The sequence below is a fragment of the Pseudomonas bubulae genome (genome assembly GCF_037023725.1).
Classification (GTDB): domain Bacteria; phylum Pseudomonadota; class Gammaproteobacteria; order Pseudomonadales; family Pseudomonadaceae; genus Aquipseudomonas; species Aquipseudomonas bubulae.
In genome coordinates this window covers 638,470-651,965 of record NZ_CP146077.1, presented here as the reverse complement: position 1 = coordinate 651,965, position 13,496 = coordinate 638,470, and the positions used below count along the sequence as shown (strand labels likewise).

At 57.8% G+C, this 13,496-nt stretch carries 12 protein-coding genes; 6 read left to right on the top strand and 6 right to left on the bottom strand.

The genetic code is table 11. From position 1 onward, the window contains the following. Positions 1 to 117: 117 nt before the first annotated feature. The 3 genes from V6L81_RS02965 (at position 118) to V6L81_RS02955 (ending at position 3,099) form a co-directional block, all read left to right on the top strand. On the top strand, positions 118 to 1,653 hold the full coding sequence (locus tag V6L81_RS02965) for a bifunctional diguanylate cyclase/phosphodiesterase (protein ID WP_095020585.1): 1,536 nt from the start codon (positions 118 to 120) through the stop codon (positions 1,651 to 1,653). A gap of 157 nt (positions 1,654 to 1,810) precedes the next feature. After that, complete coding sequence (hexR, locus tag V6L81_RS02960; RefSeq protein WP_094999545.1) at positions 1,811 to 2,677, top strand: transcriptional regulator HexR; 867 nt, start codon at positions 1,811 to 1,813, stop codon at positions 2,675 to 2,677. Between the two features lie 209 nt (positions 2,678 to 2,886). Then, positions 2,887 to 3,099: a PA3496 family putative envelope integrity protein gene (locus tag V6L81_RS02955; protein ID WP_094999544.1), complete on the top strand. Its 213-nt coding sequence runs from the start codon at positions 2,887 to 2,889 to the stop codon at positions 3,097 to 3,099. On the opposite strand, the gene V6L81_RS02950 is transcribed toward V6L81_RS02955, so the two are convergent. Further along, positions 3,041 to 4,003, bottom strand: coding sequence for a LysR family transcriptional regulator (locus V6L81_RS02950; protein WP_094999543.1), 963 nt, complete (start codon positions 4,001 to 4,003; stop codon positions 3,041 to 3,043). The two genes, V6L81_RS02955 and V6L81_RS02950, sit on opposite strands and share 59 nt — an antisense overlap. A 190-nt stretch (positions 4,004 to 4,193) precedes the next feature. On the opposite strand from V6L81_RS02950, the gene V6L81_RS02945 reads away from it, so the two are divergent. Continuing rightward, positions 4,194 to 5,609: an acetyl-CoA carboxylase biotin carboxylase subunit gene (locus V6L81_RS02945; RefSeq protein ID WP_016782925.1), complete on the top strand. Its 1,416-nt coding sequence runs from the start codon at positions 4,194 to 4,196 to the stop codon at positions 5,607 to 5,609. 11 nt (positions 5,610 to 5,620) lie between these two features. Further along, positions 5,621 to 7,429: a sodium-extruding oxaloacetate decarboxylase subunit alpha gene (oadA, locus tag V6L81_RS02940; protein ID WP_094999542.1), complete on the top strand. Its 1,809-nt coding sequence runs from the start codon at positions 5,621 to 5,623 to the stop codon at positions 7,427 to 7,429. Between the two features lie 341 nt (positions 7,430 to 7,770). On the opposite strand, the gene V6L81_RS02935 is transcribed toward oadA, so the two are convergent. The 3 genes from V6L81_RS02935 to V6L81_RS02925 are packed head-to-tail and all read right to left on the bottom strand — an operon-like array spanning position 7,771 to position 9,551. After that, positions 7,771 to 8,451, bottom strand: a complete 681-nt coding sequence (locus V6L81_RS02935; RefSeq protein ID WP_338660470.1) for a GNAT family protein — start codon at positions 8,449 to 8,451, stop codon at positions 7,771 to 7,773. A gap of 14 nt (positions 8,452 to 8,465) precedes the next feature. After that, positions 8,466 to 8,915, bottom strand: a complete 450-nt coding sequence (locus tag V6L81_RS02930; RefSeq protein ID WP_095020583.1) for a GNAT family N-acetyltransferase — start codon at positions 8,913 to 8,915, stop codon at positions 8,466 to 8,468. 6 nt (positions 8,916 to 8,921) lie between these two features. Further along, positions 8,922 to 9,551 (bottom strand): FMN-binding negative transcriptional regulator, encoded by a 630-nt coding sequence (locus V6L81_RS02925; protein ID WP_095023132.1) that lies wholly within the window; start codon positions 9,549 to 9,551, stop codon positions 8,922 to 8,924. Between the two features lie 89 nt (positions 9,552 to 9,640). Here V6L81_RS02925 and V6L81_RS02920 point away from each other — a divergent pair, with 89 nt between their 5' ends. Then, the gene (locus tag V6L81_RS02920) at positions 9,641 to 11,197 is read left to right on the top strand and encodes a PLP-dependent aminotransferase family protein (RefSeq protein WP_130872235.1); all 1,557 of its coding nucleotides are present in this window, start codon (positions 9,641 to 9,643) and stop codon (positions 11,195 to 11,197) included. A gap of 102 nt (positions 11,198 to 11,299) precedes the next feature. Here the strand turns inward: V6L81_RS02920 and V6L81_RS02915 are convergent, their stop codons facing one another. Continuing rightward, positions 11,300 to 12,331 (bottom strand): histone deacetylase family protein, encoded by a 1,032-nt coding sequence (locus V6L81_RS02915; RefSeq protein ID WP_095020581.1) that lies wholly within the window; start codon positions 12,329 to 12,331, stop codon positions 11,300 to 11,302. Between the two features lie 140 nt (positions 12,332 to 12,471). Next, entirely contained in the window at positions 12,472 to 13,464 is a 993-nt protein-coding gene (locus V6L81_RS02910) for an AraC family transcriptional regulator (protein ID WP_094999536.1), read from the bottom strand. Positions 13,465 to 13,496: the final 32 nt, after the last annotated feature.

Below are 13,496 nucleotides of genomic sequence, written 5' to 3'. Positions count from 1 at the left end.
CAATAAATGTGCCTGGCTGATTTCATTCATTTAATAGCGCCTGTGCGTTTGGTCACGGTCATTGCTTGTGTATGCTCGGGCGACTTTTTGGCTCATCTACTGATAAGAATTTCGCCGATGGTTCAGAGTTTAAATTCGCCGGGTGTATTTTTCGGCATAGGCATCGGTTTTTTCCTGCTGGCGGGCGGTCTGGGATGGCAGGTCAAGCGGATCAGGCAACGGCGCATGGTGCGCCGCTTGCGGCATCAAGGTTTGCGCGAAGATTTGCAGCAAGCGAATGTCCGTAGTGAGCAACTCAATACCCAGCTTGCCTATGAGGTCGAGCAACGCCGTTTGAGCGAAGCGCGGGTGCGCCACCTGACCCGTTTTGATGAGATGACCGGGCTGGCCAACCGCCTTCTGTTCAAGGAACGCCTGGAGGAGGCTAGCCAGCGTGTACGCCAGGGCTCGTGCAACCTGACGTTGCTGCACATCAATCTCGATCGTTTCAAATTGCTCAATGACAATTTCGGGCATGAGCTGGCGGACCATGTGCTGCAAAAAATGGCCGAACGCATCACCAAGGCCTTGCCTGAGGCCGACACCATTGCGCGCCTGTCGGGTGATGAATTTGCAGTGCTGTTTGATGCCTATAACAGCCTGACCAGCCTGGCGCGGGTCGCGACCCGGCTGCTGGACAAGCTCGGTCGGCCGCTGGTGGTGGATGGCCATGAGCTGGTCATCAGTGTGTCAATGGGCATCAGCATGTTGCCCGACAGCGCGCGCGATATTGCCAGCCTGGTCCATCAGGCCAACAAGGCCATGCAGCAGGCCAAGCACCTGGGCGGCGGCAGGTTTCAGTTCTACAGTGACAGCCTGCATGGCAGCTCCCTTGAACGGCTGCAGCTGGAAAACCAACTGCGCAAAGCCATTAGCGAACGCCAGCTCAACGTGTTCTATCAACCCAAGCTGTGCCTGGCCACAGGGCGTCTGCACGCCGCCGAAGCGTTGGTGCGCTGGGATCACCCGCAACTGGGTAATGTGCCGCCAGGCAACTTTATTGTCCTTGCCGAAGAGACCGGCCTGATCAGCGCCATCGGTGAATTTGTACTGCGCGAAGCCTGTCGGCAAGCGTGTGAATGGCAACGAGCAGGGCTGGCGCCAATACGGGTATCGGTGAACTTGTCGGGGCATCAGTTGCGCCAGGGCAAGCTGGTCAGCCTGGTGCGCCAGGTACTTGAAGAAACCGGGCTGGCGCCGCACTGCCTGGAACTGGAACTGACAGAAAGCCAGTTGCTCGACAATGTTGAATACGTCATCGCTACCTTCCAGCAATTGCATGAACTGGGGGTGAAGCTAGCAATCGATGATTTTGGCACCGGCTATTCATCGCTCAGTTACCTCAAGCGATTTGCGGTGGATTACGTAAAAATCGATAAAACGTTTATTCACGGCGTGGGTCGTTGCAGCGAAGACGAGGCCATCACCCTCGCAATTATTGCCATGGCCCACAGTCTGGGCCTTAAAGTGGTGGCAGAAGGCGTTGAAAACGAGGCGCAGCTGGCATTTCTCAAGACTCGCCAGTGCGACGAAGTGCAGGGCTATTTGATCAGTCGTCCGATAAACGCAGTGCAATTCAGCGATTTACTGCGTAACGGTGTAGTGGTCTTGTAGTGCCAAAAAGGGCTACATGGCCCTCAAGCGGCTTGAATCAAGGGAGATAACTGGATAGTTGATGGCGTATTGGCTGGGCAGAAAACGAATTCTTGTAGTATAACTACAAGATTGCTACATCCCCGGCGCCCGCCGCTTACAGACCGAGTCCTGCCCTTTGAACCTGCTGCAACATATTGCCCAGTCACGCCACCTGTTACGTAAATCGGAACTCAAGGTCGCCGATCACGTGCTGCTTGATCCTGCGGCTGTAATGCACAGTTCCATGGCCGACCTTGCCCACAGTGTCGGAATCAGCGAGCCGACCATCGTGCGTTTTTGCCGGGCGATAGGCTGTTCCGGGTTTCAGGACCTGAAGCTCAAGCTGGCGCAAAGCCTGGCGGCCGGTGCCAGTTTTGGTCAGTTCGCGATCCATGAAGACGATTCGGTAGCGGACTACAGCCTGAAAATTTTCGACACCACGCTGCATACCTTGATGGACGTGCGCGAGAAGCTCGATCCGATAGCGCTGCAGCGTGCCGTGACGGCCATGTCGCAAGCGCAGCGTGTCGAGTTTTATGGGTTTGGTGCCTCGGGCGCGGTTGCGGCGGATGCCCAGCACAAGTTTTTCCGTCTGTTGCTGACCGCGGCGGCCTATTCCGACCCGCATATGCAAGCGATGTCGGCCGTGACCTTGAAGCCTACCGACGTGGCGATCTGCATTTCCCAGTCGGGCCGTTCCAAAGACTTGCTGATCACCGCCAACCTGGTGCGTGAAAGCGGCGCGACCCTGATTACCTTGTGCCCGAGCCAGACGCCGCTGGCGGAGCTGGCAACCGTCAATCTGGCGATCGATGTGCATGAAGACACCGAAATCTATACCCCGCTGACCTCGCGTATTGCCCACCTGGTAGTGATTGACGTGTTGGCAATGGGTGTTGCCATGGCCCGAGGCCCGAGCCTGGTCAACCACCTCAAGAGCGTCAAGCGCAGCCTGCGCAGCTTGCGCCTGTCGCCTAAATCACTGAAAAGCCACGAAGATTAAAAGCGCACAACATCTTCTGTGGGAGCGGGCTTGCTCGCGATAGGGAATGCCGCCGTGTGACAGACACACCGCAGCGCCTGAATCGCGAGCAAGCCCGCTCCCACGCAGAGCTCACATTCAGCGTTCATCCCCCTGTCATCCCACCTTCGCCAAGTCGTCATAAACAAGGTGCATCGTAAAGCTCCCGTACACGCCTTGGGAGACTCGAAATGGCTCAGCCTTACGAAGAACGCAATAGCGCCGTCAAAACCCGCCGTCAGCAAGAAGACCAGCGCCGCATGGCCTTCCGTCGCGCGATTGAAGACCATACGAGCCAGCGCCAACTGCGTCTGGAAACCTCTGATTACCCTGACCTGGGGTCGATCAACTACTGGCAGTCTGCGTCGGCAAGTGACCGTCGAAGCGCTCAACCAACGCGCTGATTTGCAGGCGCTCACTGCGAATAAACCCCAGAAATGCATGCGCTACCGGTGACAGGCGCTTGGCCTTGGCCTGCACCACGCACCAGCTGCGATACAGCGGCAACTCCTCGACCGGCAGTTCGCACAGCAGGCCGGTCGCCAGCTCCAGGCTGACGGCGTGGCGGGTCAATAACGCCACGCCCAACCCGGCTACCGCGCACTCGCGCTGCGACTCGTTGGACGACACTTCCAGCGTCTGATTGAAGTGCACGCGCTTTTCCTTGAAATACTCCTCACACGCCATGCGCGTGCCCGAACCCTGCTCGCGCATCAGCAAGGTATAAGGCTCCAGATCCTGCAAATGCAGCGGACCCCGGTTGCACAACGGATGATCAGCGGGAGCCACGGCCACAATCGGGTTGTTCAGAAACGGCAAGAATTCCAGGCCCATGTCCTGCGGCACCATCGACATGATCACCAGATCATCGCGGTTATCTGACAGCCGACGAACGGCCTGCGCCCGGTTGACCACCGTCAGTTGCAAATTGACTTCCGGATGCTGGCGCTTGAAGGCCGCAAACAGATGCGGCACAAAATATTTCGCGCTCGACTCTACGGCCAGTTTCAACTGGCCTTGCAATGACCCGAGCATGTCGGAAAGTTGCATGTCGAGGTTTTCCAGCCGGCCGAAAATATCCCGACTGGCCAACTGAAGCGCTTCAGCGGCTTCGGTCATGTACAGCTTTTTGCCGACGTACTCGAACAATGGTTGGCCAACCAGCTCTTCAAGCTGACGAATTTGTAGACTTACGGCGGGTTGCGTCAGCGACATTTCTTCTGCTGCGCGGCTGTAAGAACGCAAATCACAGACTTCGTTAAACACCTGTAATTGGCGAAAAGTGATACGCATCAATGACTTACGCATTTTTATAAAATTATCCGAAGCGACAAGTGATCTGACTATAAGTTGTTACTTATGCACGACCCAAGAATTATTGATTTTTGTTTATCACTGCGTGGGTCTAGTGTGACGACACAACGGTTCAGACACATTTGGACACGTGCCGACCTGGTCTAGCAGGTCGTTTGTTCCATGGGCTTTAGGGAAAATCCAAGTGATAAAAAAGATCCTGATCGCCAACCGCGGAGAAATCGCCGTCCGCATCGTGCGTGCCTGCGCCGAGATGGGGATTCGCTCTGTAGCGGTCTATTCCGAAGCTGATCGGCATGCCTTGCACGTCAAGCGCGCCGACGAAGCACACAATATCGGCGAAGACCCGCTGGCCGGTTATTTGAATCCGCGCAAGCTGGTGAACCTGGCGGTTGAAACCGGTTGTGATGCTCTGCATCCCGGTTACGGTTTTTTGTCAGAAAACGCTGAGTTGGCTGATATCTGCGCCGAGCGCGGGATCAAGTTCATTGGTCCGGCCGCTGAAGTCATTCGCCGTATGGGCGACAAGACTGAAGCGCGTCGCAGCATGATCAAGGCCGGTGTGCCGGTCACGCCGGGCACTGAAGGCAACGTTGCCGACATCCACGAAGCCTTGATTGAAGGCGAACGCATTGGCTACCCGGTGATGCTCAAGGCCACCTCGGGTGGTGGCGGTCGCGGCATTCGTCGCTGCAACAGCCGTGAAGAACTCGAGCAAGCCTTCCCGCGGGTGATCTCGGAAGCGACCAAGGCCTTTGGTTCGGCCGAAGTGTTCCTCGAAAAATGCATCGTCAACCCCAAGCATATCGAAGCGCAAATTCTCGGCGACAGCTTTGGCAACGTGGTGCATCTGTTTGAGCGCGACTGCTCTATCCAGCGTCGCAACCAAAAGCTGATCGAAATCGCCCCGAGCCCGCAGCTGACCCCGGAACAGCGTGCCTATATCGGCGACCTGTCTGTGCGCGCAGCCAAGGCCGTGGGTTACGAGAACGCCGGTACCGTGGAGTTCCTGCTCGCCGAGGGCGAGGTGTACTTCATGGAGATGAACACTCGGGTGCAGGTGGAGCACACCATCACCGAAGAAATTACCGGCATCGACATTGTTCGTGAACAGATTCGTATCGCCTCTGGCCTGCCGCTCTCGATCAAGCAGGAAGATGTGCAGCATCGCGGCTTTGCCCTGCAGTTCCGGATCAACGCCGAAGACCCGAAAAACAACTTCCTGCCCAGTTTCGGCAAGATCACCCGTTACTACGCGCCCGGCGGCCCCGGTGTACGTACCGACACGGCGATCTACACCGGCTATACCATCCCGCCGTATTACGACTCTATGTGTCTGAAACTGGTGGTGTGGGCCCTGACCTGGGAAGAAGCGATGGACCGTGGTTTGCGCGCCCTCGACGACATGCGTCTGCAAGGGGTCAAAACCACCGCCGCGTATTACCAGGAAATCCTGCGTAACCCGGAATTCCGTAGTGGCCAGTTCAACACCAGCTTCGTAGAAAGCCACCCTGAGCTGACCAACTACTCGATCAAGCGCAAACCCGAAGAGTTGGCCCTGGCCATCGCTGCCGCCATCGCCGCCCACGCAGGCCTGTGAGGAAAAGAATAATGAGCAAGAAGATTTTCGTAACTGACACCATCCTGCGTGACGCCCACCAGTCGCTGCTGGCCACCCGCATGCGCACTGAAGACATGCTGCCGATCTGCGATAAGCTCGACAAAGTCGGCTACTGGTCCCTGGAAGTCTGGGGCGGCGCTACCTTTGATGCCTGCGTGCGTTTCCTCAAGGAAGATCCGTGGGAGCGTCTACGCCAACTGCGTGCCGCCTTGCCCAACACGCGTCTGCAAATGTTGCTGCGCGGCCAGAACCTGCTGGGCTATCGCCATTACAGCGACGACGTGGTCAAAGCCTTCGTCGCCAAAGCAGCAGTCAACGGCATCGACGTGTTCCGCATCTTCGACGCCATGAACGACGTGCGTAACCTGCGTGTGGCCATCGAGGCGGTCAAAGCTGCCGGCAAGCATGCCCAAGGCACCATCGCCTATACCACCAGTCCGGTACATACCACCGAGGCGTTTGTGGCGCAGGCCAAGCAGATGGAAGCCATGGGCTGCGACTCGGTCGCCATCAAAGACATGGCTGGCCTGCTGACGCCGTACGCCACGGGTGAACTGGTCAAGGCGCTGAAAGCCGAAATCACTCTGCCGATCTTTATTCACTCCCATGACACCGCCGGTCTGGCTGCCATGTGCCAGCTCAAGGCTATCGAGAATGGCGCAGACCACATTGATACCGCGATCTCCAGCTTCGCGTGGGGCACCAGCCACCCGGGCACCGAGTCGATGGTTGCCGCGCTCAAAGGCAGTGAATACGACACCGGTCTCGATCTGTCGCTGCTGCAGGAAATTGGTATGTACTTCTACGCAGTGCGTAAGAAGTATCACCAGTTTGAAAGCGAATTCACCGCTGTAGATACCCGTGTTCAGGTTAACCAGGTGCCGGGCGGGATGATTTCCAACCTTGCCAACCAGCTCAAAGAGCAGGGTGCGCTGAACCGCATGAGCGAAGTGCTGGCCGAAATCCCGCGTGTGCGTGAAGACCTCGGTTACCCGCCGCTGGTAACACCGACGTCGCAAATTGTGGGTACTCAGGCATTCTTCAACGTATTGGCGGGTGAGCGTTACAAAACCATCACCAACGAAGTGAAGCTCTACCTGCAAGGCGGCTACGGCAAGGCGCCGGGCGTGGTCAACGAACAACTGCGTCGTCAGGCCATTGGCAACGAAGAGCTGATCGACGTACGCCCTGCGGACCTGCTAAAGCCCGAAATGGTCAAGCTGCGTGCTGAAATTGGTGCCCTGGCCCAGTCGGAAGAAGACGTACTGACCTTCGCCATGTTCCCGGATATCGGTCGCAAGTTCCTTGAGGAACGCGCTGCAGGCACTCTGACCCCAGAAGTGCTGCTGCCTATCCCTGAGGCTGGCGGTGTCACCAAGGCGAGCGGTGAGGGCGTGCCGACCGAGTTCGTGATCGACGTGCACGGTGAGAGCTATCGCGTTGACATCACCGGTGTGGGCGTCAAGGCTGAAGGCAAGCGTCACTTCTACCTGTCCATCGATGGCATGCCGGAAGAGGTGGTGTTCGAACCCCTCAACGAATTTGTTGGTGGCACCTCAAGCAAGCGCAAGCAGGCCAGCGAGCCAGGCCATGTGAGCACGGCAATGCCAGGCAACATCGTTGATGTACTGGTCGCTGTAGGCGATGTGGTCAAGGCGGGTCAGTCGGTACTGATCACCGAAGCGATGAAAATGGAAACTGAAGTCCAGGCCGGCATCGCAGGCAAAATCGTCACCATCCATGTAATCAAGGGCGATCGCGTTAATCCGGGTGAAATTCTGATCGAAATCGAAGCCTGATACTGTCTTTGATGTAAACGCTTTAAACCTCGGGGGGGCATGTGCTCCCCTTTTTTTTGCTCTTGAATTGAGGCTTTTTCGCAGGTTCGATTCAAGGAGTCTGGCGACGACAAGGCTGGAAAAGCGCCTGTAGCGCCTAGCAAGTAGGGCGAGGTGTGGTGTGCCCGTACGAGGCGTTAGACATAGGTCGCTGAGCCATGGTGTTTCAGGTGCATCGCGCTGCTACGAGTGTTTGCGCTTCTCCCTGTGCAACAGGGGTATCAAGCGGTCGCGTAGCGCAAATGTGTTTATTCCAAGCACAAAAACGCCCAGCAGTCCTTGCTGGGCGTATTGATCAAATTTTATACAGCTGTGGCTCTGCATTCTTCCAGGGTCTTTATTTGGCCGCTTTCTGGTTGGTTATCCAATGCCAGCCATTTTTCGAACCCTGCCGCTAGTGGGGGCCATTCCGTACTAATAATGCTGTACCACGTGGTATCACGGTTTTTGCCTTTAACCACCATATGCTGGCGGAAAACGCCTTCGTATGTGTACCCAAATCGTACTGCGGTACGCTTCGATCTTGCGTTATCGTTGTTGCACTTCCATTCCAGACGCCGGTTGCCCAGGGCGAAGGCTTCCTTGGCGAGCAGGTAGACCGCCTCCGTGCTTTTCGGTGAGCGTTGCATGGGTGCGCCAAAGGCGACGTGGCCGATCTCGATACGCCCGTGCTCCGGGACGATGCACATCAGGCTAAGCAAGCCTTGTGCCTCACCGCTGGGCTTGTCGATAACGGCATAGAAATGTGGATCACGGCTATCGGCATGCTTTTGCAGCCAAGCGTCAAAGGTCGGACGCTCGTTAAATGGACCATAGGGCAGGTAGTCCCAAAGATTGGGATCGGCCTGCGGCCCTTGTAAGGCTAGCCATAGTTCATCGCCATGACGTTCGGGGTCGAGCTTTTCCAGACGAATGAATCGCCCTTCGAGGGTGCGGGTATCCGGGGTTTTAGCCGCCAGCCAACGTTCTAGAGAGTCGGGCATTGCGCGTTCCTTATTTATGACAAGGTTTTGCGAAACTGAATAAAGCCGGGGCGCTCGCCAATGCGCTCATACAACTGAATAGCCGTGGCGTTGGTTTCCTGGGTCAGCCAATGCACTTTGCAGCAGTCCTTGGCGCGGGCGGCTGCGTATACATGCTCGATTAACTGACGACCCACCCCCTTGCCGCGCACATCGGGACTGACAAACAGGTCTTGAAGATAGCAGGCGTCTTTGATGCTCCAGTTGGTGCGGTGATAAACGCACTGCACCATGCCCACCGCTTTGTCGTCTTGCCAGGCCAGGGCCAGGGTGGTCGGTTCTGCCGGGTCGAGAAAGCGCGCCCAGGTGGATTGGCTGATTTCGTCGGAAAGCTCGGTTTTATAGAAGCGCAAGTAAGCCTGCCAAAGTGGTAGCCACTGTTCGCGATCGGTGGCGGTGGCAGGTTTGATCTGGATTTGAGCCATTTTCAGTTATTCCTTAACCATTAAATGAGCGAGTGCGTGGTCTTGCGGGTTGGGGTTGGCCAGCAGGCCCTGGCGCACACCAGCCTGGTCGCGGGCGTCGCGGTTCTGGCTGAGTTTGCGTTTGCCTTGCAGGCGGGTGATGGGCAGGCGAAAGCCCACAATGGCCTTGAGCATGCTGTCGACATAGTCGGCGGGGGCGTCGCTGACAGCCCAGGGCGCGGGGCGATTGGCTTCCTGCCTGTCGCTCAAGCGGCTGACCAGTGCCAGCAAACGTTCGGCATCATCGAACACCTCGGCCATGCCATAAGCGTGTACGGCCAGGTAATTCCAGGTGGGTACGGCTTTTCCGTGGTCGGCCTTGCCTGGGTAAAAGGTAGGGCTGATATAGGCCTGTTCGCCGGCAAAGATCACCAGTGCTTCCGTGCCTTGGGCCAGGTCCTGCCAGTGTGGATTGGCCCGGGCCAGGTGCCCGTACAATGTGCCGCACGGGCCTTCGTCGGGGTTCAACAGCATAGGCACATGACTGGCGAGCAGGCCCTGGCTGGCATGTGTGACCAGCACGGGCAGGGGGGAGGCCTGCATCTGCTGGTGCAGGATTTTAATGTCGTCTACGGCGAAGGCGCGGGGTACGTACATGGAAATTATCCTTGGCGATTGGCTTTATCCTAGGCAGGCTATTGGTTGGTTGTAAGAGCCATTAATGGTCAATTTCATAGGTCCAATCCATGAAGGATTCAGTTCTTTCCATCGCCTTCAACCCCGCCGGGATCGAGCTTGATCCCAAAAAGGGTCTGAGCCGCCAGCTGTATCTGGCATTGCGCCAACGTGTGCTGGATGGTCGTTTGAATGGCGGCTCGCGCTTGCCCGCCAGCCGTGACATGGCCGGTGCCTTGGGGATTTCCCGCAATAGTGTGATGCGGGCCTATGACCAGTTGTATGCCGAAGGATTTATTGAGGGGAGAGTTGGGGACGGTACCTATGTGGCCCAATTGCCAGAAAAAGCCCTGCCGCTAAAAAAGTTGTCCACCAACTTATCCACAGGCTTTTCAACAGGCTTATCCCCAGGGTTATCCACAAAACAGTCTGGAATACCTGTAATTACATCCAGTAAAGTTATCCACAGCACGGCTCTGAGCAGGGTTGCAACCCATGCATTGGACCTGCCACCCAGTGGTGTTCCCCGCGCATTTCGGGTGGGTGTTCCGGCGTTCGACTTATTCCCTTTCGAGGTATGGAGCAAGCTGCAGGCGGCTTTTTGGCGTAAGCCGGAGTTGCAGCATCTGTGCTACGGCGATCCTGCAGGTGATGAGCGTCTGCGTGCATTGATTGCGGCTTATTTGCGTACTTCACGAGGTTTATCGTGTACGGCTGAGCAAATTTTGATCACCAGTGGCGCGCAGCAAGGAATTAGCCTTTGTGCACAGCTGCTGGTGGAGCCGGGCGAAGGGGTGGCTGTGGAAAACCCCGGCTATCGCGCAGCTGCCTATGCCTTTGCGATTGCCGGGGCGAATGTGCAGGGCGTGGCGGTGGATCAGGACGGTATGGACTGTTCGGCGCTGGCGCATTTGAACAACTGTCGGCTGGCCTATGTCACGCCCTCCCATCAATACCCCAGCGGGGTCACCATGAGCCTGGCCCGGCGCCTGGAACTGCTGGCCTGGGCCGAGCGTACAGAGGGCTGGATTGTCGAAGACGACTACGATGGCGAGTACCGCTATAGCGGTGCGCCGCTGGCCCCGCTGGCGGCATTGGACCGCAGCGGGCGGGTGATTTATGTCGGTACCTTCGGCAAGGTGGCGTTTCCGGCGTTGCGCCTGGGGTATCTGGTGCTGCCCAAGGGGCTGATCGAGCCGTTTGCCCGCCGGCGCTCGCTGGATATGCGCCATTCGGAGGTCGGCACTCAGGCAGTGATGGCCGAGTTTATGGCGGCGGGGCATTTTCAGCGGCATATACGGCGGATGCGTCGCGCGGCTTTGAGTCGCCGTGATGTGTTGCTGGCCAACTGGCCACAGAGGTTGGCGGAGGTTGGGGCCATGCCGGGTATCGCGGCGGGCTTGCATGTGGCGGTGCCGGTGGCGAGTTTGGCTCGTGAGCAGCAACTGCTGGCGCAGGCCCGGGCAGTGGACGTGGAGATCAACGGGCTGAGCAGTTATTGGTTACAGGATTCGAGTGAGCCTGTGGATAACCGCGCGGGATTGGTGTTGGGGTTTGCAGCGGTACCCGAAGTGGAGATCAAGGCGGCGCTGGAGCGGCTGGGCAAGGTGTGGAATGGCAGCCGTTGAACCTGTGGGAGCGGGCTTGCTCGCGAGGGGGGCACCGCATTAATTCAGACAGACCGCACCGGCTGAATTGCGAGCAAGCCCGCTCCCACAGGAAGGGCTTGATCATTGCGCGCTTTCAAACCCCTCCAGCACATTCACCGCATTCACGCCGATTTCCTCTACGGCGTAACCACCTTCCATCACAAATAGTGTCGGTTTGCCCAGCCGCGCAATACGCTCACCCATGCGCAGGTAGTCCGGGCTGTCGAGTTTGAATTGGGAAATCGGGTCGTTCTTGAATGTATCCACACCCAGCGAAACCACGATTACGCCAGCGTCATAGCGCTCGATTTCAGCGCAGGCCAATTCCAGCGCCGCGCTCCAGCGATCCCAGGCCGAACCCGCAGCCAGCGGGTAGTTGAAGTTGAAGCCTTCCCCGGGCCCTTCCCCCAGTTCGTCTTCGTAGCCCAGAAAGAACGGAAACTCGGCCTCAGGATGGCCGTGAATCGAGGTAAACAGCACGTCGTTACGTTCATAGAAAATCGACTGCGTACCATTACCGTGATGGTAATCAACGTCGAGGATAGCCACCTTGCTGTGGCCTTGATCGAGAAAGGCCTGGGCTGCTATGGCGGCGTTATTCAGGTAGCAGTAACCGCCCATCAAGTCGCTGGCGGCGTGATGCCCCGGTGGCCGGCAAAGTGCGAAAGCACTGTGGGCGCCGTTTTGAATTTCGGCTTGGGCAGTCAGGGCTACTTGCGCTGCACTGTAAGCCGCTTGCCATGTGCCCGCAGTAATCGGCGCTCCGCCGTCGAAGCTGTAATACCCAAGCTGGCCATGCAGGCTGGTGGGCAGAACGGCACGTAAAGTACGGGCAGGCCAGGTATAAGGCAGCAAGTCACCGTCGCGGCCATGTTGGGCCCAGCGGTCCCAGGCACCCTGGAAAAAGTCCAGGTAGGCCGCACTGTGAATCCGCTCGATAGGCCCGCGGCCGAAGTCTTGCGGGGCGCTCACTGGGCCGAGTTCACGGGTTTGTACACGTTGCAAAATATGGTCGGCCCGTGATGGCATTTCAAAGCAGGGCAACAGTTGCCCGTCCATCAACTCACAGCGGCCATGATGCAGGTGGTGATCGTCCGAATAGATCGTCAGCATTGTCTTGTTCTCCCAGGGCATGAGCGGTTGGCTACAGTCTTGCGGCGCCGGGGGTTTGAGAGAACGGCAGGAGCGGCCAAAAGGAGATGTATGTGGCCAAAATGGTTGACCGTAATTGGCCCCTGCCCATCCCCTCTGAATCAGGCCCGGAACTGGCTGGGTGCAACCCCGCTCCAGCGCACGAAGGCATGGCGGAAGCTCGCGGTTTCACTGAAACCCAGGGTCTCGGCAATCTTGTAAATGGGCCATTCGGTTTCGTTGAGCAGCAGCTTGGCGCGCTCAAAACGCAGGTCATCGAGCAGCGTCTGGTAGCTGCAACCCATATCGTGCAAGTGGCGGCGCAGGGTGCGCGGCGAGCAGTTCATGTGCTCGGCCAGCCCTTCGAGGCCGGGGGCTGCATGCAGTTGTGCGGCCAGCAACTGGCGGATGCGTTCCAGCCAGGTTTGTCTCCCGGTGAACTCCAGATTCTGTTTGCGGCAACGCTCGGCCATCGCTTGATGGGTCACCGCATCGGCCAGTGGCAAAGGCTGGTCGAGCCATCGCTTGGCGAAGGCGAAAGCATTGCTGTCGGCATCGAACTGACGCGGGCAATCGAAGCTTTGCCCGTAGCTGGCGTGGTAGTCGGGTGCGCTGTGGATAAAGCGTGCACCCAATAGCGGCAGCGATTGGCCTAGCAAGTCTTCGCATATAACCTTGAGCGAAACCAGGCATAGCTCGGTATTGAACACCGCCATTTGCGGGCTCTCGGCATAGCCATTGGCACAGAACCGGACCTGTTCGCCCTCGACCTCCAGGCTCAGCTCAAAAAGTGTTCCCAGCAGCGCCGGGTAGCGTAAAGCTAGACGCAATGCGTCACCTAAGGTGGCACTGGTGAGTAGGGCGTAACCGAGTATGCCGTAGGACGACACATGCATGCGCCGCCCTAGTTCAAGGCCGATTTCGCGGCGCAGAGCCACGGCATTGGCGCACACGCGCATTTCCTGATTGGTGGTGATGCGAGTGTCTGCACGGCTCAGGTCCGCCGCCCGAATGCCGCTGCCGGCCAGCAGCATCTCGCTGGGCAAGCCTTCTGCGTTGAAGGTGCTGAGCACCAGGGATACGGCGTTGAGCGTTGTGAGATGGGAGTGGAGCATGCTCGTTTCCTGCCTGGGAGGTGCAGGAAACG

Coding starts and splice junctions, on each gene's coding strand:
- V6L81_RS02965 (WP_095020585.1), top strand. CDS start 118: ATGGTTCAGAGTTTAAATTCGCCGGGTGTATTTTTCGGCATAGGCATC.
- V6L81_RS02955 (WP_094999544.1), top strand. CDS start 2,887: ATGGCTCAGCCTTACGAAGAACGCAATAGCGCCGTCAAAACCCGCCGT.
- V6L81_RS02950 (WP_094999543.1), bottom strand. CDS start 4,003: ATGCGTAAGTCATTGATGCGTATCACTTTTCGCCAATTACAGGTGTTT.
- oadA (WP_094999542.1), top strand. CDS start 5,621: ATGAGCAAGAAGATTTTCGTAACTGACACCATCCTGCGTGACGCCCAC.
- V6L81_RS02935 (WP_338660470.1), bottom strand. CDS start 8,451: ATGCCCGACTCTCTAGAACGTTGGCTGGCGGCTAAAACCCCGGATACC.
- V6L81_RS02930 (WP_095020583.1), bottom strand. CDS start 8,915: ATGGCTCAAATCCAGATCAAACCTGCCACCGCCACCGATCGCGAACAG.
- V6L81_RS02925 (WP_095023132.1), bottom strand. CDS start 9,551: ATGTACGTACCCCGCGCCTTCGCCGTAGACGACATTAAAATCCTGCAC.
- V6L81_RS02920 (WP_130872235.1), top strand. CDS start 9,641: ATGAAGGATTCAGTTCTTTCCATCGCCTTCAACCCCGCCGGGATCGAG.
- V6L81_RS02915 (WP_095020581.1), bottom strand. CDS start 12,331: ATGCTGACGATCTATTCGGACGATCACCACCTGCATCATGGCCGCTGT.
- V6L81_RS02910 (WP_094999536.1), bottom strand. CDS start 13,464: ATGCTCCACTCCCATCTCACAACGCTCAACGCCGTATCCCTGGTGCTC.